Here is a 25539-nt window from a genome sequence, read left to right on the forward strand (position 1 = left end):
ATTGGTTCAACTAATAATCAGTGGGGATGAACCCCCCCCCCCACTGATTAAAGTTTCACTTTATAATCTATCATGATTATTCTGAAAAATCCATATAGAAATACGAATTTTCAGAAATGTAAGCGTTTTTTGATGTCATTTTACTTTTTTAATATATAATATTCATACAAAAAACCTTATTTTTAATAGAGTATTTATTATATTTACATAAAAAGAGGTTGTTTTGTCAATATAATATTGAAAGGAAAGAAAAATAAAATTTTTAAAAAAGTATTGACTTGTGAAAAAAGTCAGGTCTATAATGAGTGCAACTTAAAAAAATGCAAGCGTTGATGAAGAAGAGTACACATGATGAACATGTCAGAGAGCTGATGGTTGGTGCGAATCAGTATGGAATTGATGTGGAATGGGCTTCGGAGCTTCCAAACCGAAACGAAAGAAGTAGGCTTTGGCGACATGATCTCATCGATACAAGAGACACGTATTGTTTTTGATACGGTAAAGTGCGTTACATTTGTAACGAATTAAGGTGGCACCACGGGAGTACCCGTCCTTTCTATAGGATGAGTACTCCCTTTTTGTGTATAAAAAATTAAATAAATGAAATCGTTTAAGTAAGAAGAGTACGTATATTGGAGACGTTACAGAGAGCCGGGAATAGGTGGGAGCCCGGTACGGTGCCATATACGGAATGGGCTTACGAGAGGTATGCTGAACAATTATTTTCAGTAGGCAACCCGGGTTCCGCCGTTACAAGGATAAGGTATAAAATTTGTACCTGAACAAAGCGGGATGCTTTTGCATCCAACACGAGGTGGTACCGCGGTATATTTATCGTCCTCTACATATTTTTGATATGTAGGGGACTTTTTTATTTTTCAGAGTGAGGTGAAGGACATGATGACGAAAGAAGAATTTATAAAACAAAAAAGAGAGAGAAAGACATTTTTAGTAATCACTGAAGAAGAAGGAGATAGCATTACGCCAATTTCTTTATATAGACGTATGAAAGGAAAGAAGAAATTTTTATTAGAAAGTTCACAGCTTCATCAAGATAAAGGGCGTTATTCTTGCTTAGGATGTAATCCTTATGGAGAAGTAAAAAGCGTTGGTACGGAAGTAGAACGAACGATTTTCGGGCAAACAGAAAATTTACAAGGTAACGTACTACAAGTGTTAGAAGAAATAATCGCACCATCACAAGTAGACAGCCCATTTCCATTTTGCGGAGGAGCAGTTGGTTATATTGGATATGATGTCATTCGGCAGTATGAAAACATTGGAGCGGATTTACACGACCCATTAAATATTCCGGAAGTACACCTTTTACTATATCGTGAGTTTATCGTTTACGATCATTTACGCCAAAAGTTGTCGTTTGTATATGTATGCAGGGAAGATGAGTCAGCAGATTATGAGGAAGTATACGAAAGGCTGCGAGTATACAAAGAGGAAGTGCTACAAGGAGAAGAAGCTGAAGTAAATGAAATACAATCCACATTATCATTCACTTCTTCTATAACGGAAAAAGAGTTTTGTGAGATGGTAGAAACGGCGAAAGAACATATAAGAGCCGGAGACATATTCCAAGTCGTACTGTCACAGCGTTTGCAAAGTGAATGTATTGGTGATCCATTCGTGTTATACCGAAAACTTCGAATTGCAAATCCATCACCATATATGTTCTATATCGATTTTCAAGATTATGTTGTACTCGGTTCTTCGCCGGAAAGTTTGCTATCAGTAAGGGAGAATAAAGTGATGACGAATCCAATTGCTGGTACAAGGCCGAGGGGGAAAACGAAGAGGGAAGATGAGGAAATCGAAAAAGAACTGTTAGGCAATGAGAAAGAGCGAGCAGAGCATATGATGCTTGTAGATCTTGGGCGAAACGATATTGGTAGAGTGAGCGAAATCGGCTCGGTTACGATAGATAAATATATGAAAGTAGAAAAATACTCTCACGTTATGCACATTGTATCTGAAGTTTACGGAACATTACGAAAACAAATGAGCGGATTTGATGCGTTAGCGTATTGCTTACCAGCAGGGACGGTTTCTGGGGCTCCGAAAATTAGAGCGATGGAAATTATAAATGAGCTAGAGAATGAAAAAAGAAATGTATACGCCGGAGCAGTTGGATACGTCAGTTTTTCAGGGGATCTTGATATGGCGCTCGCCATTCGAACGATGGTCGTAAAGGATGAAAAAGCATACGTTCAGGCCGGAGCAGGAGTCGTTTACGATTCAGATCCAGTAGCTGAATATGAAGAAACATTAAATAAAGCGAGAGCGCTTTTGGAGGTTATGAAATGATTGTACTTATCGATAATTACGATTCGTTCACATATAACTTGTACCAACTGTTAGGCGAACATGAAGAAGAAATTGTAGTTGTAAGAAATGATGAAATAACGATAGAACAGTTAGAAGAGATGAATCCGATAGGAATTGTACTTTCACCAGGACCAGGAAAACCAGAGAATGCTGGCATTTGTATCGACGTCATCCGTCATTTTTATAAGAACGTTCCCATATTAGGGATTTGTCTTGGCCACCAAGCGATTATAGCTGCATTTGGAGGAGACATTGTTAGAGCAGAACGTATTAAACACGGAAAAACATCGCGTGTGAAACATAACGGAACGTCAATCTTTTCATACGTTACACAGCCGCTAACGGCAATGCGCTATCATTCCCTTGTTGCAGAGCAAACGAGCTTGCCAGAGTGTTTTGACATACTAGCGACAGCGATGGAAGATGGAGAAATAATGGCAGTCCGTCACAATTATTATCCGCTCTTCGGATTACAGTTTCATCCGGAATCAATCGCAACAGAAGAAGGCGGAAAGTTAATACGTGCCTTTTTAACAGAAGTAAAAGAGGAGGAAAGAGTATGAATACCTATCTTCGTAAATTAGTGGAGGGACAACATTTAACAGAAGAAGAGATGTATGAAGCAGGACTACTTTTACTAAGTGAAAACATATTAGAAAGTGAAATTGCAGCTTTCTTAGTCTTACTGAAAGCGAAAGGTGAAACTGCAGAAGAAATATACGGTCTCGTTCGGGCTCTTCGCGAAAAGGCATTGCCGTTTTCGAACCATATACAAGGAGCAATGGACAATTGCGGGACGGGTGGTGACGGTGCCCAAACGTTCAATGTAAGTACAACATCGGCATTCGTACTAGCAGGAGCTGGCGTAAAGGTTGCAAAACATGGTAATCGAGCTGTTTCTAGTAAAACAGGAAGTGCAGATTTATTAGAAGAACTCGGTGTAAATATTAGCAGTACCCCAAACGAAATTGATTATTTATTAGAGCATGTCGGCATCGCATTTTTATTCGCACCAGCGATGCACCCAGCATTAAGACGCATTATGAAAATAAGAAAAGAATTGAATGTGCCGACGATTTTTAACTTAATTGGTCCTTTAACAAATCCGGTAAATTTAGAAACACAATTTGTCGGCATTTATAAACGAGATATGTTACTACCAGTTGCGCAAGTATTACAGAAGCTGGGAAGAAAACAAGCGCTTGTCGTAAACGGAAGTGGATTTTTAGATGAAGCATCATTACAAGGGGAAAATCACGTAGTCCTTTTAAAAGATAATGAAATAGTAGAAATGAGTATTGATCCAGAAAAGTATGGTTTTTCAAGAGTGAAAAATGAAGAAATTAGAGGGGGGAATTCAAAAGAAAATGCAAAGATTACAGTCGGCGTATTGAGCGGAGAAAAGAGTGTTTATCGCGATACAGTTTTATTAAATGCAGGTCTAGCCCTTTTCGCCAATGGAAAAACAGAAACGATTGAGGAAGGAATTAAACTAGCGGCACATAGCATTGACTCTGGAAAAGCATTAACCAAATTAAACTTATTAATTGCAGCAAGCAACGAAAAATTAGAAAGGGTGAACTAAAGTGGGAACGATTTTAGATAAAATTGTAGAACAGAAGAAAAAGGAAGTTGCGGAGTTATATGAAATATATACACCCGTAAAAGCAAAAAGAAAGACACATTCACTTGTAGAAGCGTTACAGCAGTTTACTGTCATTGCAGAAGTAAAGCGAGCATCACCATCAAAAGGAGATATCAATTTACACGTTGACGTACGAAAACAAGTGGGAATATACGAAGACTGCGGGGCAGGAGCAGTATCTGTTTTAACAGATGGTCAATTTTTTAAAGGATCGTTTCACGATTTACAAACAGCAAGAGAAGAAAGTAACATTCCGCTTTTATGTAAAGATTTCATAATCGATAAGATTCAAATCGATAGAGCGTATGAAGCGGGAGCAGATATTATTTTACTAATCGTAGCAGCGTTAACGAAAGAGAAGTTAAAAGAGTTGTATAGCTACGTGTTAGAAAAAGGATTAGAAGCGATTGTTGAAGTTCATGATGAACAGGAATTAGAAACTGCGATTGTATTAAATCCGCACGTTATTGGCATTAATAATCGTAATTTAAAAACGTTCGAAGTAGATTTAAGCCAAACTGAAAAGCTTGGAAAAAGATTGAATGAGGAGAAACTACTTTGGATTAGTGAAAGTGGCATTCATTCAAAAGAAGATATTATTCGTGTTAAAAGAGCTGGAGCCAAAGGTGTATTAGTTGGAGAGGCGCTTATGACATCATCTTCTATTAGTAGTTTTTTTGAAGATTGTAAGGTGAATATATGAAAGTGAAAATTTGCGGCATCACTGATGTGGAAACAGCGAAAAGTGCGTGCGAATATGGCGCAGATGCACTCGGATTTGTTTTTGCAGAAAGTAAACGGAAAATCACTCCAAAGAGAGCGAAAGAAATTATTCAGGAGCTTCCAGCCAACGTGTTAAAAATCGGTGTTTTCGTAAATGAATCAGTAGAAGTGATCCAGAAAATTGCAGATGAGTGTGGGTTAACACATGTACAACTACATGGGGATGAAGACAATCATCAAATTAGAAGATTGAATATTCCGTCTATAAAATCGCTAGGAGTAACTTCAGAGAGTGATATGAAAAACGCCCAAGGGTATGAAGCGGATTATATATTATTTGATAGCCCGAAAGAAAAGTTTCATGGAGGAAATGGAAAGACATTTTCATGGGAACTACTTGGGCATATGCCAAAAGAGTCGCGAGAGAAAACGATATTAGCTGGTGGATTAAATGTTCTTAATATAGAAGAAGCAATTCGAACTGTTCGGCCTTATATGGTTGATGTGAGCAGCGGAGTAGAGATAGAAGGAAAGAAAGATGTAGAGAAAATAAAACAATTTATTATAAAAGCGAAGGAGTGTTCCAAATGAACTACGCATATCCAGATGAAAAAGGACATTATGGTATATACGGAGGAAGATACGTTCCAGAAACGTTAATGCAATCTGTACTAGAACTAGAAGAAGCATATAAAGAAGCGATGCAAGATGAAGCGTTTCAAAAGGAATTAAATCATTATTTAAAAACGTACGTCGGAAGAGAAACACCGCTTTATTTCGCTGAAAATATGACGAAGTATTGCGGAGGTGCAAAGATTTATTTAAAACGTGAAGATTTGAATCATACAGGAGCTCATAAAATTAACAATACAATTGGTCAGGCACTTCTTGCGGTGCGAATGGGTAAGAAAAAAGTTGTCGCTGAAACAGGAGCTGGACAACACGGAGTTGCAACAGCTACTGTATGTGCTCTTCTCGGGTTAGAATGCGTCATTTTTATGGGAGAAGAAGATGTAAGACGTCAAAAATTAAATGTGTTCCGAATGGAATTACTCGGAGCGAAAGTAGAAAGTGTAGCGGCAGGTAGCGGTACATTAAAAGATGCGGTAAACGAGGCGCTTCGTTACTGGGTTTCACATGTGCATGATACGCATTACATTATGGGATCTGTTCTCGGACCACATCCATTCCCGCAAATTGTCCGTGATTTCCAAAGTGTAATTGGGAATGAGACGAAAAAACAATATGAAGAATTAGAAGGGAAATTACCAGAAGCAGTCGTTGCTTGCATTGGTGGTGGGAGTAACGCGATGGGTATGTTTTATCCGTTCGTACATGATGAAGAAGTTGCTCTTTACGGCGTAGAGGCAGCTGGAAAAGGCGTTCATACAGAAAAGCATGCAGCCACTTTAACGAAAGGAAGCGTCGGTGTTTTACACGGATCAATGATGTATCTTCTGCAAAATGAAGAAGGGCAAATTCAAGAAGCACACTCTATTTCAGCAGGACTCGATTATCCAGGTGTTGGTCCAGAACATAGCTTGCTAAAAGATATTGGCCGCGTTTCTTATCATTCGATAACAGACGAAGAAGCATTAGAAGCATTTCAATTATTAACGAAAAAAGAAGGCATTATCCCGGCCCTAGAAAGTTCACATGCTGTCGCATACGCATTAAAATTAGCTCCGCAAATGAAGGAAGATGAAGGACTTGTTATTTGTTTATCTGGCCGCGGCGATAAAGATGTAGAGAGTATAAAACGTTATATGGAAGAGGTGTAAAAAATGGGAGTAGAAAAAATTAAAGCAGCGTTTGAAAATGGCAAGAAAGCATTTATTCCGTACGTAATGGGCGGAGATGGTGGACTTGAGAAATTAAAAGAAAGAATTCGTTTTCTAGATGAGGCTGGGGCAAGCATCGTTGAAATTGGTATTCCGTTTTCAGATCCAGTCGCAGATGGTCCAACGATTCAAAGAGCAGGAAAGCGAGCGTTAGATAGCGGTGTAACATTAAAAGGCATTTTTCAAGCTTTAGCGGAAGTAAGGAAAGAAGTACAAATGCCATTTGTTCTTATGACATATTTAAATCCGGTACTTGCATTCGGAAAAGAGCGATTCATCGAGAACTGTATGGAAGCAGGTGTAGACGGCATCATCGTACCAGACTTACCGTATGAAGAACAAAATATTATTGCTCCGTTACTTCGAGAGGCAAACATTGCGCTCATTCCACTCGTTACCGTAACGAGCCCTATTGAAAGAATTGAAAAAATTACGAGTGAATCAGAAGGGTTCGTTTATGCTGTTACAGTAGCGGGCGTAACGGGAGTACGTCAAAACTTTAAAGAGGAGATTCATAGTTACTTAGAAAAAGTAAAATCACACGTCAACTTACCAGTAGTCGCTGGATTTGGCATTTCAACAAAAGAACATGTAGAAGAAATGGTTACAATATGCGACGGAGTTGTCGTTGGAAGTAAGATCATTGAGCTTTTAGAAAATGAAAAGCGAGAAGAAATATGTGAATTAATATATGCAACAAAACAAAAAGAAGAGGCGTAGTCTCTTCTTTTTGTTTTGCGTAATAAATGTTAAAATATACAGAAAATACATATAATTCAGAGGGTGAGAAGGCATGCTAAGACGGAAATTACTATATCTTCTTTTAACTGTACCACTATACGCTTGGCTCATTAGCATGACGAAAATAGAGTTGATGGCTCTATTTTTAGGATATGTATTCATCTTTTCAAATTTAAATCGCATTCAAGAACAGTCTATTTTAGAAATATGTATATTTTCGATTAGTGTAGAATTATTTAGTATCGTTTCGATTGTATTATTAAACGAATTATTCAGGTGGATTCATTCATTTGAATTAATGAAATTTGGAAATATTGTATTGCAAGTAATATGTGCTTATATTGTGTTTGTTGTGTTAGATAAAATAGTCGGACAGCAGACAGTTTTTCAGGATAATAGAAAATGGGAGTGATTTAAAAAAGGAGCTAAACGGCTCCTTTTTTAAATCTGTTGTAAAAACAATTGAAAATTATGACATCTGTTATATAATAGTTAAAAATTGTATTTTATAACGAAATGAGATGATAACATGGTCATATTGTTGGCACTTATCCCAATTATAATGATTTTCATTTGTTTATTTTTATTTAAACAAACGTCATTAAGGTCTTCGTTAATTTCTTATGCTGTGTCTGTTGGAATCGTTTTACTCTCGCCAACGTTTCGATTAGGGATAAGTGAAACTGTGCACGCAACGATTAAAGGGTGGTTAATTTGTTTTATTGTCGGGTACGTTTTATTTTTCGGTATTTTTTTATTTCACCTCATGAACAAAATGGGGTACATCAATCAAGTAGCACGTTTTCTAGAAAAAGTTACTCAGGATCGCTTATTACAAATGCTGCTTATGTGTTTTGGCATTTGCCCGCTTATTGAATCAGTAAGTGGATTCGGTATCGGCTTCATGGTTGCAGCACCTATTTTTATTTCACTAGGATATAAACCATTTCAAGCTGTACTGCTCTCATTTATCGGCTTACTAGCTAGTTCATGGGGCGCAATGGCAACTGGTACAATTATCGGTTCGCAGCTAATAAATATGCCCCTTACAACACTTGGTATAAATACAGCGCTATTAAGTATTCCGATGTTTGCTTACTTTATTATTCTTTCTTTACACGTTGTTGGCGGCTGGCAAGCGGTTATAGAAAAGTGGAAAGAAGGAGTAGGATTCTTTCTATTATTTTCTCTCGGAATCTATCTTTCTAACGCATACGTAAGCGTGGAACTAGCCGGGATATTAAGTTCTATCGTTACGATTACATTTGGCTTTCTTATCATTAAATTAAAAGGAAAAAGTGGGCAAAATCTTATAACAGAACATGCGGCTGCAACGGAGAGAGAAGTATCCATTATAAAAATTATTAGCCCTTATATATTTCTAACAGTTTGTATTTTACTTTCTCGCCTCGTTCCAGCATTACATGATTTGTTCAGATCATATGCGGTTCTTGATTTGAAATCATACTCTTACAAACTAGAGTTACTATATTCACCAGGATTTTGGCTCGGTATGACTTGCTTATTTACTATTATTTTCTTCCGCATCCCGTCTAATATTATTAAACAATCACTCTCGCAAACGATCAAACAATGGATTCCTTTTGCGATTACGACGACAATGTTTATCGCCATTTCAGAACTAATGGGTGCATCAGGCATGCATTCATTACTCGCAAAGACAGCTGGTGAAACATTTGGAACCTTTTTCGTTTTCGTTGCTCCGTTTATTGGCGCTATTGGTGGATTTTTAACAGGTAGTAACGCAGGATCAAATGCAATGTTTATAAAACTACAAATGCAAACCGCACAAAACGTAGCACTCCCGTGGCAATATGTCACAACACTGCAAAACACCGCATCATCAGTAGCGACAATCGCTTGCCCGTCACGGATTACACTAGGTGCTTACTTATGTAATATCCCTTACCGTGAAAATGAACTGTTAAAGAAGACGACGATAATGATCTTTGGTGCGGTTTTGCTTGTAATGGTAGAAGTTATTGTTTGGTATATGTTGAGAAATTAAAAATCCTCCTAACATAGGAGGATTTTTTTTATGAGTGGATAATGTTTTAAATATGAAAAGCTTCTACTAAGTCAACAACCCGCCACTTAACACCCTTACGGGTCGTTTGAAGTGGGGGCTTGCGTCTGTCGGAGTTCGACAGTGCTTCTACCCTCATAGAGAGCAACTACGCTTATTCCTACCCAGTAGTACGAACGAGCAATGCTCTCCTACCTTAGTATGGTGGAGCATAAGGACGGTTGACTTCGCCCCTACCACAAGAGCTATACTCCTGTGGTAACTACACTGATATGCTTAATTCCCTTACGGTGTAGATTCATCGCACCAATACGGTCATCATTTGATTGGTATTGGCAATTTTTACACTTAAAAGTGTGTAGCTTTTTATTACGATTCGCTTTTTCAATGTTTCCGCACTTAGGGCAAGTTTGGGAAGTATATTTGGGGTCTACCACAATTACCTTTTGTCCATTCAATTCAGCTTTATACTCAAGCATTTGACGGAACTGATAGAAAGCCCAAGATACAGAAACATAGCGGTTTTTCACTCGTACTTTCTCTGTCGCAGAACGAACCCCTGTTAAGTCTTCTAAAACAAACATAGTACCTCTAGGGTATGCCTCAACGAGTGCCTTTGTAATTTGATGGTTTACATCAGTTACATAACGGTTTTCTCTTGAGCCAATTTGTTTTATTTTCTTACGAGAAGATGGTGTTTGTCGTGTTTGTAATTGCTTACGAGTAGCTTTAAATTTACCACGCTTATGTTTAACAATATTTCCGTTGTAGAAGGTTGTTTTGCCCTGACTATCATAAGTGGTTGCAAGGAAGTTGATTCCTAAATCAACACCAACGATGTTGTTTACATCTGCGAAATCTAATGTTTGGTACTCTTTTGTCATCGGGATATGTAAGAACCACTTTTTGTACTTATGCACTAATTTAGCAGTACCAAATTTCCAAGTGCTGTTGAAGTATTTCTTCATAGCCTTACGCTCATAATTTAGTTTTAGGCGACCTTCAAGCGTGTTTACACTAAATTGGTTTTTGGTTAGTGAATAATCTCGATTCCAGACTAAATCATATTCTGCAAGTTTGAAGTCAATCAAAGACCATTCATGTCCATTTGATTTAGCCGACTTGTAACGAGGAATTACAGTTTTCATCACAGATTGAGCCATTTGACTTTTTAACCTAAATTGATTTCGCAAATCAGAATAAGATAAGTTATTGAGATTTACTTGATTAAGGTTCTTTGTTTCAAATATGTGTTTTGATAACCAATTACAAGCCTTGCGGTAAGCGTTCGTTGTTATCTTTAGACTTTCAGCTTGATTATCGGAAACATGGATTTGTATTTTTGCAGTAATTGTAGGCATTATTTTCACCGCCTTTCACTAATTAAATTGTAACAGATTTTTAGTGAAAGCAAACAACTTAAGTAGAGAAAGTAGGAGGCAAGGTGGAAGTTTCAGATACTTGATATGGTACAGAATCTTAGGATTTTTAACGTACCATACCGTATCTGCCGGCAATTCCTCCCCCACTTATCGTTGGGATATCGCCCTTCACACGATTGAAGTAGGGGGTATCCTTGCCGATTTTAGATGAATAGGAGATGAAATGTATGCCCCTAAAAAACTACGGTGTGTTAAAAGGTACAGTTATACAATCAAAGATTGGAAAAGGGAAGACACCTCATTATCAAGTTCATTTACAGGGCGAGACTGGAGTAGATTATCGTATTGCTATTAACGTAAAGTCGCAAAGTTATCCGTCAGAAGTTTTATATTTTGCGAGTAACAATATTCGGTCAGAGGCGATTCATATTTTACCGACATTACCATTTGGTTTTACGGAAGTAAAAAATAATGAACCGAAAGTAGCTTTAGATTATGTAAGAGGCAATCTATTTGACTCAAAACAAATGATTCCTTTGCCTCCCGAAAAAGCAGGAGCAGATAATGATTTAAACGAAAAAATAGAACGTTATATAAAGCGAGCGATGGAAGAAAAAGCAATTATTTACGCGTTTGGCGAAAGATGGGGACCAGAAGAAAACACACCAGATTCCTATTTTCATTTCAAACCAGGAAACGGTATACATGATATTCACATGAATCAAGGGAATGTAGAAAAATGGCAAGGTGATAATGGCATATGGCAAGATGGAGGAATACTTATTCACTTTGAAAAGGAAGAAGAATGGATTGGTATCTTTCTTGCCTTTCAATCACAGTCATGGTGTACCGATGAAGAGGGGCATGCTCGTGTTCCGGTTGAGCATTGTGATTATAAGGGGAATAATTAATAAGAAGAGGGCGTTCAAAAAGAACGCCCTCTTTTTATTTTATAAAACCCAAAACTAACGAGTGTAGAAAGACAAGAGAACAGCAGTGCCACACTAGAAAACGCAATGAGATACATATTATATTTCATAACCTGTCCAATTAGCTGATTACTGTCGTATTGAAACAGTCCTGCTATTATGTTGAATAAAAATAACACGATAAACATGACGATAACTCCGTCTATTGATCCTTTAATATCTGGTTTACTTAAAGCGATATGTGCGGAAATGCAAATGGCGATAAATAAAAATAACCAAAAGGAAGGATTCAATAAATTACCGATTGTAAATAAGCTTTTCAATAATACAAACGTCGACAAGAGCATGTTTTGGATCATTTCTAGATTAATAGAAGTAGAAGCGATCGTTTTTTCGAGGGTTGTATTAAATAAAAAATATGATTCTGGTATGAAATAACGCATTAAAAGGATTAATGCAGTAATACCAGAAATAATAGGCCCAATGCCGATGAAGAAATTCCCAATTCGTTGATACACACTTTTTTGATTGTATTGATGTTGTACGTAACCTAAAGCCCCTTGACTTGTATCTGTTGGGAAGAACTGAGTCGCTACAATTTTATGACGGAACAGTACGCACATAATGGCATGTCCAAGTTCGTGAATAGGAACACCAACCCACGCAGTCAAAAGAAATCCCTTTCTCCCAAAGGCTCTCGACCAATACATTCGTGTGAGAGATTCTAAATAACCTAATAAAAATCCAATTACAATGATAACGCCAATTAAGGAAAATAATTGGATTATGCTTGTAAGGAGTATTTGAAAAATTGAGTTTACCAATTCCATTATCTTTCATCCAATCTGTTAAAAATGTTATTTGTTCTGTTTCATAATAGCATTATTTTTCAAGATTGCTAGCACATATATTTTCTTTCGGAAGAAGGATTTCATAATCTTTTTCTTGTAGTCATGTTTTATGTACAAAGTCATATATTGAATTTGTAACACCCTATAAGGTATATGCTTAAGGAGGGATTAGAGAATGAAATGTCCGTCATGTCATACAGAACATGCAGTAGAGGCAAAGTTTTGCGGGAATTGTGGACATTCGTTAACGGAAGAAGTAGTGGCAAGTAGTGGCAAAGAAGAAGGGCAGGAACAAGCGCGTGTGGCACAAGAAAAGGAAACGCGTCCAAATGAAACGGTAGAACAAGCGAAGCGGTTTGCGAGCGGCTATTTTCAATTTTTTAAACGTGCATTACAAGCACCGACAGCGATTATGAAAAGCGGCACTATTGAAGTACGAAATGGAATTGTAAGTCTTGTTCTTATTTGTTTTTTAGGAGCATGTATTTTTTATAGAATGATGAGTGCAGCATCAGCAGTTACGAGAACATTTGCACCAGATATATCTACTCCCACGTTTTTTGGAGAATCTATAACGGTCTTTTTCTTTTTATTAATTTTAACTTTATTTGTCGGATTTATTATTTTTGTAAGTGGTAAGATGATGAAATCATCTTTTTCGTTTCTTGAAGTATTTGGTATATGGGGAACGATAGCGACGCCGGCTATTGTCATATTAGTTCTTTCTTTTCTTTTTAGTTTTTTATTAATCTTTTTCTTACCGATATTATTATCGGTAGTTGTAACTTATATAGGGATTAGTATAACTGTAGCCGTATTAAAACTAGACAATGGCGGATTAGATCTCGTTTACACACTTATTATTGCAAATGTTTTAATTGGAATTGCAACGTTCATTGTACTTTGGTCTTACATTAGCACGATAATTCAAGCCTTAACACAGGGAATAACTGGCTTCTAATGAAAAGGTGGTTGACTGAATGAATGTATGTACAAAGTGCGGAGTTCAGTTTGAAGATGGTGTACAATTTTGTCAAAACTGCGGGATGAAGAGGGGAAGTCCTGCAGTAAAGAAGAACATGAGCGGTGGTACAAAAGTTGGCATTACACTGTTAGCACTATTTGTTATAGCGATTATTGGATTGTATTTGTACGGATCATCGTATTATACGCAGGTGGCACAAGTAGACCGGATGATTACGATTTTACAAGAGCGGGACGGAGAGAAATTAGCTGAGATCGTTACGGCAGATGATCCATCGGTTATGATAACGAGAGAGAGTTTAACGCCTCTATTTTCATATATAAAAGAAAATCCATCTTACGTAAATGAATTAAAAGGATATTTGAGACAAGGTGAAAAACAACGGGACGGAATAGAAAGGGCTGATTTTTCATTAACGAAAGACGGAAAGTATTTCTTTATATTTGATCGGTATAAATTGAAAGCGAAGACGTACTATACAACTTTGCTTACAAATGAAAAAGGCGTATCGTTAAAAATGAACGGAAAAGAAATTGATAAGACAGATGACAAAAAGTTTGAGAAGCAATATGGGCCATTTCTTCCGGGAAATCAAGTGTTTCAATCAGAATATAAAAATGACTATGTAAAACTATCACGTGAGGAAAAGGTTGTACTTATGAAACAAAGCCAAAATAACGTAACGATAGATTTAACGTTGCAAGGTCAATATATTACAGTTCAAACGAACGCGCCTGGTGCAACATTGTACGTAAATCAAAAACCAGTTACAGCGCTCGCAGGAGAAGAAATTACATGGGGGCCTGTAGCGACTGATGGAAGCGCGAAAATTTATTTAGAACGAAATGGAGAAAATGGACGGGAAACGACAAAAGTAGAGACGGTAACGGCACTTTCGTCTTATAATCTTCCATTCCAAACGAAAAGTGCAGAAAAAACAGTTGTTTATAATGTTACCCCGTCACCTACGACTGGGTATGTATATAATGGTTTCATCTTTCCTGATAGTGATATTCGAAAATTAACGAGCACAGATTTAACCTATTTATCGAAAGAACAGTTGAAAATTGCTAGAAATGAAATATATGCAAGGCATGGACATATTTTTCAAACGAAAGATATGCAAGCGTATTTTGCAAAACAGTCTTGGTATAGAGAAAATCCTTATTTTACAGGAAAGTTAACAGATATCGAAACTTATAATATTGAACTAATTAAATCAAGAGAATAGAGCGCGGGAAAAAGGTACAGTGCATATTACTGTACCTTTTTTATGATTATTTAGCTGGACCAGGATCCCTAGAGAAAAAGATATGAAAGAGAAATGTGACTTTACTTGCTCCCCCTGATGTACTGGCTTGCACATCAGATAAAGAACTAGACGTTAAAGCAGCTTCGGAATGAGGAGGGACGATTATTTTAAGCGTATCATCTGATTCTGATGATGCAGTAACTGTTATTGTATCGTCAGAAAAATTTATAATTTTAACAGTACCGACTGGAAAGATGGCCTTGCGAGCGTGTGATGCAGAAGCGAAGCGGGTAGCTTTCCAAATAGTTTGTGAGAAAGTGTCATTGTCAGATAACCAAGCACGAGCACTGTATAAAGTTACACTAACGGTAAACTCCTGTTCAAGCGGAAGGGCGGGTTTCGGTTCTATCGGTTCCTCTGGAAGCTGGACGAGAAGGCCGGCGCACATGTATATTTCACCTACTTTCAATTGGTTACTGTTATAGCATATTAAACATGTTGTTTATAAGACACGACAGTTACCTATTCATACATAAGTTTGTGCACCAAATTTGAAGATGAAATTCTCTTTCTTTACAATGGAAGTAGGTGTTATTTCTATAAAATATGGAAAACGTAAAGAGTATGTAAAAAAGAAGGAGTGGTAAAGTGAACTATGTCATTATTGGCGGAGATGCAGCTGGTATGAGTGCAGCTATGCAAATTGTTAGAAACGATGAAAATGCAAATGTTGTAACTTTAGAAAAAGGTGAAATTTATTCATACGCTCAGTGTGGATTACCGTATGTCATTAGTGGTGCTATCGCTTCAACTGAAAAGTTAATCGCGCGCAACGTAAAGACGTTTCGTGAGAAATATGGAATTGATGCGAAAGTGCGTCATGAAGTAACGAAAGTAGATACGGAAAAGAAAATGGTGTACGCAGAGCATACGAAGACGAAGGATGTCTTTGAATTTCCATATGATCGATTATTAATTGCGACTGGAGTGCGTCCTGTTATGCCAGAATGGGAAGGACGGGAATTACAAGGCGTTCATCTTTTAAAAACAATTCCTGATGCTGAGCGCATATTAAAAACGCTAGAAACGAATAAAGTTGAAGATGTAACGATTATTGGCGGTGGTGCCATTGGACTTGAGATGGCAGAAACATTCGTCGAACTTGGTAAGAAAGTAAGAATGATTGAGCGAAATGATCATATCGGTACGATTTATGATGCAGATATGGCAGAGTACATACATAAAGAAGCAGATAAGCATCATATTGAAATTTTAACGAATGAAAATGTAAAAGCATTTAAAGGAAATGAACGAGTAGAAGCAATCGAAACGGATAAAGGTACGTATAAAGCAGATCTTGTTTTAGTGTCGGTTGGAGTGAAGCCAAATACTGATTTTCTTGAAGGGACAAATATACGTAAGAATCATAAAGGAGCAATCGAAGTAAATGCATATATGCAAACAAATGTGCAAGACGTATATGCAGCCGGTGATTGCGCAACACATTACCACGTTATAAAGGAAATTCATGATCATATCCCGCTCGGAACGACTGCCAATAAGCAAGGGCGACTTGCTGGACTGAATATGCTTGATAAACGAAGAGCTTTTAAAGGTACGTTAGGCACAGGCATTATTAAATTTATGGATTTGACACTCGCAAGAACAGGGTTAAATGAAAAAGAAGCAAAAGGGCTACACATTCCGTATAAAACGGTCAAAGTAGATTCTACAAATATGGCGGGCTATTATCCAAATGCAAAACCACTTTACTTGAAATTACTATATCGCTCCGATACGAAACAGTTATTGGGCGGGCAAGTAATTGGAGAAGAAGGCGTAGATAAACGTATTGATGTGATCGCGATGGCACTTTTCAATAAAATGAGCATTCATGATTTAGAAGATGTCGATTTAAGTTATGCACCACCATATAACAGCGTTTGGGATCCAATTCAGCAAGCGGCAAGGAGAGCAGAATAGCACTTTTTAAAGTGCTATTTTTTTGTTAAAGGGGAATTATCATTTTTGTCGAATAAAGAGGATCGGGAAATAGTTACATATGTGGAAGGGGAGTTTTTTTATGATTGTAGCACTTCAAAAAGTTCAAGAATCAGAAAAAGAAATATTACGTAATTTGTACGCTTTATATCTTCATGACCTTTCTAAGTTCACTATGAATATAACTATCGGAGCGAACGGATTTTTTGAATACGAAGATTTGCATATGTTTTGGAAAAATGACGGAATCACACCGTATTTTATAAAAGTTGATCATAGTATTGTAGGATTCTTATTACTACTGGAACGCCCGTTTTTGAAGAAGGAAAATGATTTTGGTATTAATGATATTTTCATATTGAATCAATATAAAGGAAAAGGAATCGGTAAACAAGCTGTTGAGAATTTACTAGAAGAGAAAAGAGGACAATATTTCGTTATCGAACTTGTAAAAAATGTACCAGCAGTGTCGTTTTGGAAGAAAGTATATAAAGAACTGAACATTGAATTTGATGAGAGAGAGCAGTTAATTGATGAGGAAGAATGCCTCGTTCAAACGTTTAAAATTTAATGAAATTGGTGTTCCTTTTATATTACTTTGAAATTTAACTTTATCCCGCAAAGGCCCGATTGGTTCAACTAATAATCAGTGGGGATGAAGACCCCTATTGATTAAAGTTTCACTTTATTTTGAATATACCGTTCCCCCTTGAAAACATATTACTAATCGCTTATATTTTCATATAGTATTTATTTTTTAAACGAAGCAATGAACGAACCAGGGGGCGCAGTATGGCAATTAATATGAAAACAATCGAAGAATGGATTGTTGAATCAAATACAAGACATGAAGAAGACTTTGGACACGTTGTGGAAGAAATGAAAGAAGTATGTGTCGGACTTGATAACGCGACATTAATTTATACGAAAAATGTATTTTGTTTCGGTAAAAAAGTAGAAGTATTTTTCTTCTTCCAAGACCATGTCGTGATCGGACAAGAAAAAGACGAATATATTGAGATTGAAAAATTAAAGTATGATGATATTACAAATAGTAATTTAAAAACAAATGACAAAAATACAACGTTAGAATTAAAGTTTGCTAACGGACAATCTATTAATTTAGATAGTTTAAATGATAACTACGGTACGAAAAATTGGTTATTTGCTAGACAAATTAAGAGTATTTTTAAGTTAATCTAGTAAAAAGCAGGCCCATAAAGGTCTGCTTTTTTACTTATTTCCTATTACACAAAGGCATCCTCTTTCTTCGTAACATTTCACACTTTTAAATCCTGTCTTATAAAATAGGTTTATTAATTCTTCAGTCGTTTTACATTTTTCCATATGATATTGAATTTTGAAAGTTTCAGCCACTAATAAAAAGGAGCCGTCCGATCTTAAGACGCGAAATACTTCTTTTATATCTTGTTCAATATCAGGCCAAAAATAATGAGTTTGAAAGGCGGTAATGAGATCGAAGAAGTTCGTATGATGTGGAATAGAAGACACGCTTGCTTGTTGAACAATTACTTTTTGTTTTTGAACATCTTTTGCATTTGTCTGTATAGAATTTTTCACAGCTTGATCGGAGTAATCAATCCCATATATTTCCCCAAGTGGAGTTCGTTTTGAAAGAGTGTGTATGGTTTTGCCTCCACCACAGCCGATGTCTAATACGACTGCATCTGTCTTTATGTGTACTTTCTGTAATGCCCAATTTATTAATCTCGTATGTGCAGCGTTCATAATACAAAGCATGGAGGAACCAATTGTTCCGCTAGGATTTTTTGCTTGCTGAATTAACCGTTGTAAAATGTTCAAGTTAAATTCTCCTTTTATGTAAGAATATATACTCATTTCTCTTTTTATAAATTAAATCCTTTAAAAAAAGCACGCCGATTGACGGCGTGCTTTTAACTATGCAAAGCCCCTTTTAACCAATTTCGCGCCCGATATGCCCCAACTGGAACTTGAATAAGAGATGTTTCATTCCCAGCATCAATTCCGTACAATTGATCACATGAATTTGTATCAAAACTTAGTAAAGGATGCCCACCCATCCCCATAGCAGTTGCAGCAAAAACGAGTTTATGAACGAGGATACCAGCTTCCATTTGGTGAATACGGTATCCTCTATAGCCTAATGCATTTGTATAGTAATCTTTCTTTCCGACTACATGTAAGCAAAGTGGTACTTGAAAAAGGTTTACGTTATCCATCGTCATACTAGATTGAAGGAGATAACGAAGGTCCCCATATCGAAGTGGTTGTATGGAATGTGTTGTACTGTTATAAGTGTAAGCGCCGTTTTCTATATCTTTTACGTTATAGAAACATCCATATAATGAGACGCGTGCATTTTCATTTACATACTTACCATCAAGGTCGCTGTAATAGGGGAAGGAGAGGCTCGCTTCTTGTAGTAAAGTAGCGAGCTCAGCTGCATCCCATTTCGTTAAAATAAAGTCCGCATCAGGAGAATATCGTTTTTTACAAAGTTGTAGGAAATCATACGATAACCGTTCTACTTTCGGTAGCTGTACAGCGTACGTATTATGTTGATAGTGCTCTTCATGATGTAGTGTTTGGAAGTGTGCTGTCGATTCAATCATAGAAGCTTCATTTATTTTTGTTATCATCGGATGTTCATTTACATGTTTTGAGCGAACGAAATGTTCATGTGCTAACGGCGGAATTTGTTGCAACAACTCATGAGAAGTAACTGTTTTATTTTCACGGTAATCATTGTGAAACCAATTAGTTTCTGGTTCTGTACTTAAAGGAATGACGGCATACACACTTTCTTCAACTTCTGACAATCCGAGTAAATGATTCAGTGCACGGTCTAGAAATTGAAAGTATACGCCATTCGTATAACCGAACTGTTTTGCACATTCTAGTAATTGTCCAATGAGAACCCCGCTATCTAATCCTTGAAGGCGATATGAAAAGTTATTGTATTTAAAGAAGTTTTTCCAAAACATAGTGGATACGAATGCGGCACCGAAACAATCATGTATATTACAGCGATTACCGAGTGCGTCTGCTAAATAAGAATCGAAATTTCCTTCGCGAAGGAAAATAAGTCGGTGATGCGCGGCGTCATAATGGTAAATGCCGTCTGGATAATCGTCAATCTTTAAATAGATATACAATTCATTCGGATATAAAGCACCGCCTGAAGGAATGGATCTGCGTAATACATTTCTCTCGCTATTTAGCTGACATAATTGTGTTACACCAAATGAATACCAAAGATAGTGACCAATCTCATTTAGAGTAGGTGTAGTAGAAGAGTTCGATAAAGATAACGGGATTTCTAAGGAGAGCGGGATGGTAGGTACATTTCGATATAATTTATAAGGAAGCGGTGCGTCTTTCCAGTCCACCTCATGATTCGGCATAATTTCATCAATAGAGAAATGGAGATGATGTAAAAAAGTATCTAGCTGCATGAAATCCCTCCTTTACTATGGAAACGGGTGCGGATGTGGATTTAATTGTTCATTTGTTAACGGTTCAGCGCTATATCCAAGTGTCATCGGTACGGTATAGACTCTATCTAATCCTGTAACACGAGTAAGGTGATGGCCGAATGTCATCGGTAACATGCCTGGAATAATGACTTTTACACAGTGTAGTCCGTTCTTTTCTATAAGGGGAACGGTTTGATCTACAACGATTATTTCAAGATTAGATTGATGCAAACGATTTAAAAGTTGGTGGAGATCGGATGTTAAATCCATATCAAATGATTGTGATACATTCATTTCTTGGAACGTTTGCACCGGTGCATCTTCTCGTAAAAGGAAGTGAAGACGTTCTTCCGTTTCTTTCAATCCGTACAGCATACTATGGTCTTCCATTTTATTAACGAAATAAGGATCTTGTAAGCATTTTTCATAGTATTCTCTTTTGTGCTCGAGCTCATCGTCTGTTATAAGTAACATGCCTGCTATTTCTTGAATGGCACTTTTTAAAGCTCGAATAGGATCTAAATGAGCGCCTCCCGCACAAACAACGTTCATTCCATTTTCACGCGTATTTTTTGCAATTACCCATAAGCTAGGAATGCCGTGTTCCATCGTCGCGTTAAAAGCGTGTAATTCATACCCGGTAATTGTACGTAACCGCTGAATCATTAATTGTAATTCTGTATCGTTTGCTGAATTAAGATCAAGGCGGGGAAGAGGTAATTCGGCATACCAAGTGAGTAAGAAGGCATCACGCTCTACAATTTCTAAAATGCCGTGAAAAATCGCTTCTTCTAAACTACCGCCAATTGCACATCCATTTGATGTTTCATACACGAAAGCATCTCGATGACCAAGGCTATAATAAGCAATTGATTCAGGAACTAAAAGCGGTCTGTTTTGTGATAAAGAATATCCCCATACCCAGTTTTGCTCATAATCAGGATCAAACGGCTTAAATGGAAAATTATCACGATTGTAGTGTTCATTTGTATGCACACCGAGTGTAAGGGGATTTAGTGCATGTTCCTCTAAATCATGAAAACTACCATGCACATTTGTCTTTTTCCCGCGAGGCGACATACCGCAATATCGTTCTAAACCTTCTAAAATAGCAGTTGCTTCACTGACTGCAAATGAATGAGTTCGGCCTGCAACACCTTCATTTCCAAACATTAATGGCATGTTTATAATGACGTCAGCGAATGGTAATAAAGAATGCTGCATTTTGCCGTTCAACATACCGACCCGATAATCTAAATAGTCTCTCGTTAAAAATGTGTTTAATTCATGAATGGAACGGCAGCGATACGTTTCGGTGCTTACTTTTAAACTCGGTTGTAAAGAAACTTCCGCCGCATCCGCAGTATCATCAGGTAAACTACTACATACAGGACAGAGAGGATCTGGAAGAAAAGAATGCCGCGTACATTGTAATGTTTGTAAGTTTAGTAAAATAAGTTCATTTTCTAAAGAAGAATGGTTATGAGTTAACATTTTTTCTGTTTCGGCACAAATAAGATGGCACATTTGTAACATTCCATTTTGGGTGGCACGTACATCACGCCTCGTTCCATTTTCGGCTTTAAAGGCATATTTCCGCTGTAGTTCCCACATTTCTTTTTGATCAAAGCCAGCGATAAAACGGCGTCCATCAGAACAATGGGAACATCCGGGCGTAAGAGGATGAATGTAAGGACCGATAATACCTTCGCCAAATGAAGTGAAACCACGAAGCCACGGAATATGATTTGAGCGAAAAATAAGTTCGGCATCATGATGAATAGTAGAAGGAGATCCGTCATGTAATACGAGAGCGAGATGAATATTTTCAGGGGGTTCTTCTGTAAGGGTATGTTGACGAATGATGGAATATTGTTCGCATAATTGATCATGTACATAGTCTGCGAGTAGGCCATCTCCTATAAGCAATATATTTTGAATCATAAACCGTCCTCCTTTGCAATTAATACCCCATACACACTGTCTAAGTTTTCTTTCAAAAATGGTTCGATTGCTAAATCAAACACGAAGGGATAAAAACTATGTTCTTCTAAATGCTGTAAGGCAAGCTGTAAAGATTGCGCACTTGGAATTTCTTCTTCCGCTTGTATCTCCACCCTAAAAGAATCAGTGTCATATAAAATAATAGATGAGTCATACAAAATATTAGCTCTGTAAGGAATTTCTTCATTTTGAATGTGAAAGAGTGATAGTTGTAGTGCGTTCCGTAACGCTAACGTCATATTTATATTAGATGCACCGTACCATCTATCATTTATACCGATCCAAACGACAGGAAAACTAAGAATCTCTTCGCTCATTGCTATTTGAGGTGTTTCATGGATTGTAGAGAGAGCATCGTAATAAAATCTACAATGTTTATCTTGAATATCAGTTAAATCAACAGTTGTAAGTTCTTCTAGCGTATGTGACTGCCGCTCATACAGTTTATTGTTTAAATGTTGCTGTAGTGCCCGATAAAATCCTTCTGTCATCGTTTCTCCAGCACCGATACCGATATCGTTATGTTCAGGAATAAGGCGGTGAATGATTTCTGTTACATATGTTTCAATTCCTGTTAAACCAGCTTCTCGGCGTGCTTCATTATGAGTCAATCCACTGCAAGTCATAAGAGGCAGAAGGGGAGCTGGGCCATCTGATAGTGGAGTGGCTACTTGAATATAGCACTGTGATAACGGTAATTGATATGAATCTTGTTCATCCCATACATGGAATATACCAGCTTCTTTAGAAGTTAATGAGTCAAAAAATCGGAATACATCAGTTGAAGTATGTTGGTTCGACCGATGCTCAAGTTTTTCAGAAAGATTTTCTATCGTATCAATTGTAAAACTTTCATCAGTTGCAAGAGGATGTTTTATAAAAGAATGCCACGTTCCTTCAAGTGTTTCATAGTTTAATAAAAAGAATTGTGCTTCTTTTTCCCGATGTGAATCATCTGCGACATGCTTAAATAATTCAAAAACGATTACATTTGTTAACATTGCAGATGTAATTGGTGAGAAGGAATCCGATGAATTTTCATTTTGTAAAGTCGTTTCATGTAGTCGATGCCATGCGGATTCCCAGCATTCATCACGATTTTCCGTTACGACAGGCCCAGCTATACCGAGTGTAGATAAACAAATAGCTGGTATGAAATTCTTTTTCGTTTCTCTACAAATAGTGTGAACTGTTTGTAAACCATCAATGTCTCCATTTTGAGAAACATATAAAATCCAATCAAAAGGTTCGAATACTTCATGCAAGGGACGGTCAATTGTAGTATCGATTTCTTGAACAAGTACATTGTTATCAACTTCATATGCACGTTCTATTAGCTCATGTATTCTGTCATAGTTTGTTTCATCACGATCTGTAACGAGGTAATGAAATGTAGGTAAACCAGATTCTAATAAAGAAGAAACTAAGGAAGTAAGCATATCCCCAGAACCAAGTACAAGTACATTTGCCCCGCGGTACGTTTCGAATTTTAAAGCACCTGAATGAGAATCAGCTTCTAAAAATTCAATTTGAGAAGCATATCTGTCGAGTAATGTACTGTTTAATTCATGAGGTGCATCTTGATTTGCATCGCGAACGAAACCATTTTCATATAAAACCTCTCCAATTTCAAATACACGATTTTGATAGGGGAGAGGGAGTCCATCAGTTATTTCTGCTAAAGAATAATTACCGTTAAACATGGGCATTAATTTTTCAATCCAGTCATAAATTCCAGCACCGTCCATGCGAAATGAACTGGCGTTATTTCGAAAATAGACACCCCCGTTTGAATCGGGGAGGAAGAAAGTATCCTTATTTACTTTAAGTTTTGCATGAATTGGAAGGTTATTCATTTTAATCCTCCTTACGTTTAGGCATACATTATTACTTTATGTCATGAAATTTGTCCCGTATGAACACAATAAAAAAAGGCTGTAGAATGATTCATTCTACAGCCTTTAATAGGTTAAAAATCTATCAACCTTCTAATAATAATGATTTTGGATCTTCAAGCATATCTTTAACAGCAACAAGGAAGCTAACTGCTTCTTTACCATCAACAATACGGTGATCGTAAGATAGTGCAAGGTACATCATCGGACGGTTTTCCATACGTTCTGCATCAATTGCAACTGGGCGTACTTGGATTTTATGCATTCCTAAAATACCAACTTGAGGGCTATTTAGGATTGGTGTTGACATTAGAGAACCGAATACACCACCGTTTGTAATTGTAAATGTACCACCTTGTAGTTCTTTTAATGAAAGTTTGTTATCACGTGCTTTCATACCTAAATTACGAATTTCACTTTCGATTTCAGCGAAGTTTAATTGGTTAGCATCGCGTACAACTGGAACAACTAATCCATCTGGAGCTGCTACTGCAATACCGATATCATAGAATTTTTTGATGATAAGCTCGTCACCTTGAATTTCAGCATTTAATAATGGGAATTGTTTTAATGCTGCAACAACTGCTTTTGTGAAGAATGACATGAAGCCAAGACGTACATCATGTTTTTTCTCGAAAGCATCTTTGCGTTCTTTACGTAATTCCATGATCGCACTCATATCAACTTCGTTAAATGTTGTTAACATTGCAGATGTTTGTTGAACTTCTACAAGACGTTTTGCAATTGTTTGACGGCGGCGGGACATTTTCACACGCTCAACTGGTTTTTCGAATTCAGTTTTTGCAACTGGAGCAGGAGCTGGACTCTTTGGAGCAGCTGGTGCTTCTTTTGGTGCTGCAGCATGAGCTTGTACATCATGTGGTCTCACGCGTCCAAGTGGATCTGTGCTACGTACGTCGTTTAAGTCGATTCCTAATTCACGAGCCATTTTTCTAGCAGCTGGTGATGCAATAGGACGGTTCGTATTTGGTAAGCCTTGTAGACCCGTAGTTTGTTCAGCATTTGGAGCTGCAGCTTTCGGTGCTTCAGCTGTTTCTTGTTTTGGTTGCTCAGCAGCTGGAGCAGGTGTACTTACTGCAACTGGTGCTCCATTAGCATCTAAAATTGCGATAGTTGCGCCAACTTCAACTGTATCCCCAGGTTCGCCTAGTAACTTCGATACAATACCTGAATCTTCTGCAATGATTTCTACATTGACTTTATCAGTTTCAAGCTCAACAACGCTGCCACCTTTCTCAACTTTGTCGCCTACGTTGATAAGCCATTGTGAAATAGTTCCTTCGGTAATAGATTCTGCAAGCTCAGGTACTTTAATTTCGATCATTTTAAATGTCCTCCCCTTATTTGCCTAACGGTGTGTTTTTTCTTCTTTTGTCTTCGGTAATCTCCATTTGTTAGCCGGGCCT

Annotated in this window: 23 protein-coding genes and 2 other annotated features; of the genes, 15 read left to right on the plus strand and 8 right to left on the minus strand. The window is 37.3% G+C overall.

Going from position 1 to position 25539, the window contains the following annotated elements; translation table 11 throughout:
- The first annotated feature begins 320 nt into the window (after positions 1-320).
- Positions 321-558: a binding site (T-box leader), on the plus strand.
- Positions 559-600: 42 nt separating this feature from the next.
- Positions 601-845: a binding site (T-box leader), on the plus strand.
- A gap of 52 nt (positions 846-897) precedes the next feature.
- From trpE to RT27_RS16715, 9 genes are all read left to right on the plus strand, one after another.
- The gene (gene trpE, locus RT27_RS16675) at positions 898-2316 is read left to right on the plus strand and encodes an anthranilate synthase component I (protein ID WP_043936699.1); all 1419 of its coding nucleotides are present in this window, start codon (positions 898-900) and stop codon (positions 2314-2316) included.
- Entirely contained in the window at positions 2313-2900 is a 588-nt protein-coding gene (locus tag RT27_RS16680; protein ID WP_043936700.1) for an aminodeoxychorismate/anthranilate synthase component II, read from the plus strand. The genes trpE and RT27_RS16680 overlap by 4 nt, the downstream gene beginning before the upstream one ends.
- On the plus strand, positions 2897-3922 hold the full coding sequence (gene trpD / locus RT27_RS16685) for an anthranilate phosphoribosyltransferase (RefSeq protein ID WP_043936701.1): 1026 nt from the start codon (positions 2897-2899) through the stop codon (positions 3920-3922). Before RT27_RS16680 ends, trpD begins: the two co-directional genes overlap by 4 nt.
- Position 3923: 1 nt before the next feature.
- Complete coding sequence (trpC, locus tag RT27_RS16690) at positions 3924-4685, plus strand: indole-3-glycerol phosphate synthase TrpC (protein WP_043936703.1); 762 nt, start codon at positions 3924-3926, stop codon at positions 4683-4685.
- Positions 4682-5296: a phosphoribosylanthranilate isomerase gene (locus tag RT27_RS16695; protein ID WP_043936705.1), complete on the plus strand. Its 615-nt coding sequence runs from the start codon at positions 4682-4684 to the stop codon at positions 5294-5296. Before trpC ends, RT27_RS16695 begins: the two co-directional genes overlap by 4 nt.
- A complete protein-coding gene (gene trpB, locus RT27_RS16700; protein ID WP_016082430.1) occupies positions 5293-6486 on the plus strand; it encodes a tryptophan synthase subunit beta in 1194 nt (397 codons plus the stop codon). The genes RT27_RS16695 and trpB overlap by 4 nt, the downstream gene beginning before the upstream one ends.
- A 3-nt stretch (positions 6487-6489) precedes the next feature.
- Positions 6490-7266 carry a tryptophan synthase subunit alpha gene (trpA, locus tag RT27_RS16705; protein WP_016082429.1) on the plus strand — a complete coding sequence of 259 codons (777 nt, stop codon included), beginning with the start codon at positions 6490-6492 and terminating at the stop codon, positions 7264-7266.
- 73 nt (positions 7267-7339) lie between these two features.
- On the plus strand, positions 7340-7699 hold the full coding sequence (locus RT27_RS16710) for a DUF4029 domain-containing protein (protein ID WP_043936706.1): 360 nt from the start codon (positions 7340-7342) through the stop codon (positions 7697-7699).
- Between the two features lie 117 nt (positions 7700-7816).
- Entirely contained in the window at positions 7817-9316 is a 1500-nt protein-coding gene (locus tag RT27_RS16715) for an L-lactate permease (RefSeq protein WP_043936707.1), read from the plus strand.
- A 263-nt stretch (positions 9317-9579) separates the two neighbouring features.
- Here the strand turns inward: RT27_RS16715 and RT27_RS16720 are convergent, their stop codons facing one another.
- On the minus strand, positions 9580-10695 hold the full coding sequence (locus tag RT27_RS16720) for an RNA-guided endonuclease TnpB family protein (RefSeq protein ID WP_043936708.1): 1116 nt from the start codon (positions 10693-10695) through the stop codon (positions 9580-9582).
- Between the two features lie 248 nt (positions 10696-10943).
- On the opposite strand from RT27_RS16720, the gene RT27_RS16725 reads away from it, so the two are divergent.
- On the plus strand, positions 10944-11627 hold the full coding sequence (locus RT27_RS16725; protein WP_043936710.1) for a YukJ family protein: 684 nt from the start codon (positions 10944-10946) through the stop codon (positions 11625-11627).
- 14 nt (positions 11628-11641) lie between these two features.
- Here the strand turns inward: RT27_RS16725 and RT27_RS16730 are convergent, their stop codons facing one another.
- Positions 11642-12475 (minus strand): hypothetical protein, encoded by an 834-nt coding sequence (locus RT27_RS16730; protein WP_043936712.1) that lies wholly within the window; start codon positions 12473-12475, stop codon positions 11642-11644.
- 196 nt (positions 12476-12671) lie between these two features.
- On the opposite strand from RT27_RS16730, the gene RT27_RS16735 reads away from it, so the two are divergent.
- Entirely contained in the window at positions 12672-13457 is a 786-nt protein-coding gene (locus RT27_RS16735) for a zinc ribbon domain-containing protein (protein ID WP_043936714.1), read from the plus strand.
- A gap of 19 nt (positions 13458-13476) precedes the next feature.
- Positions 13477-14712 carry a YARHG domain-containing protein gene (locus RT27_RS16740; protein ID WP_043936717.1) on the plus strand — a complete coding sequence of 412 codons (1236 nt, stop codon included), beginning with the start codon at positions 13477-13479 and terminating at the stop codon, positions 14710-14712.
- Positions 14713-14758: 46 nt separating this feature from the next.
- Here the strand turns inward: RT27_RS16740 and RT27_RS16745 are convergent, their stop codons facing one another.
- A complete protein-coding gene (locus RT27_RS16745) occupies positions 14759-15181 on the minus strand; it encodes a hypothetical protein (protein ID WP_016082422.1) in 423 nt (140 codons plus the stop codon).
- 200 nt (positions 15182-15381) lie between these two features.
- On the opposite strand from RT27_RS16745, the gene RT27_RS16750 reads away from it, so the two are divergent.
- The 3 genes from RT27_RS16750 to RT27_RS16760 all read left to right on the plus strand — a co-directional run bounded on the left by RT27_RS16750 (position 15382) and on the right by RT27_RS16760 (position 17937).
- Entirely contained in the window at positions 15382-16716 is a 1335-nt protein-coding gene (locus tag RT27_RS16750) for a CoA-disulfide reductase (protein ID WP_001110229.1), read from the plus strand.
- Positions 16717-16816: 100 nt separating this feature from the next.
- Complete coding sequence (locus tag RT27_RS16755; RefSeq protein ID WP_043936719.1) at positions 16817-17305, plus strand: GNAT family N-acetyltransferase; 489 nt, start codon at positions 16817-16819, stop codon at positions 17303-17305.
- A gap of 221 nt (positions 17306-17526) precedes the next feature.
- Positions 17527-17937: a DUF3908 family protein gene (locus RT27_RS16760; protein WP_000996808.1), complete on the plus strand. Its 411-nt coding sequence runs from the start codon at positions 17527-17529 to the stop codon at positions 17935-17937.
- 30 nt (positions 17938-17967) lie between these two features.
- Here RT27_RS16760 and RT27_RS16765 read toward each other — a convergent pair whose 3' ends face one another.
- From RT27_RS16765 to odhB, 5 genes are all read right to left on the minus strand, one after another.
- Positions 17968-18558, minus strand: a complete 591-nt coding sequence (locus tag RT27_RS16765; RefSeq protein ID WP_043936721.1) for a class I SAM-dependent methyltransferase — start codon at positions 18556-18558, stop codon at positions 17968-17970.
- 92 nt (positions 18559-18650) lie between these two features.
- Positions 18651-20192, minus strand: a complete 1542-nt coding sequence (locus RT27_RS16770) for a SagB family peptide dehydrogenase (protein ID WP_043936722.1) — start codon at positions 20190-20192, stop codon at positions 18651-18653.
- Between the two features lie 15 nt (positions 20193-20207).
- The gene (locus tag RT27_RS16775; RefSeq protein WP_043936723.1) at positions 20208-22157 is read right to left on the minus strand and encodes a TOMM precursor leader peptide-binding protein; all 1950 of its coding nucleotides are present in this window, start codon (positions 22155-22157) and stop codon (positions 20208-20210) included.
- Positions 22154-24073, minus strand: coding sequence for a putative thiazole-containing bacteriocin maturation protein (locus tag RT27_RS16780; protein WP_043936724.1), 1920 nt, complete (start codon positions 24071-24073; stop codon positions 22154-22156). Before RT27_RS16780 ends, RT27_RS16775 begins: the two co-directional genes overlap by 4 nt.
- Before the next feature lie 124 nt (positions 24074-24197).
- The gene (gene odhB / locus RT27_RS16785) at positions 24198-25457 is read right to left on the minus strand and encodes a 2-oxoglutarate dehydrogenase complex dihydrolipoyllysine-residue succinyltransferase (protein ID WP_000569892.1); all 1260 of its coding nucleotides are present in this window, start codon (positions 25455-25457) and stop codon (positions 24198-24200) included.
- Between the last annotated feature and the right edge of the window lie 82 nt (positions 25458-25539).

This window comes from Bacillus sp. L_1B0_5 (assembly GCF_000836715.1).
GTDB classification, from domain to species: domain Bacteria; phylum Bacillota; class Bacilli; order Bacillales; family Bacillaceae_G; genus Bacillus_A; species Bacillus_A thuringiensis_S.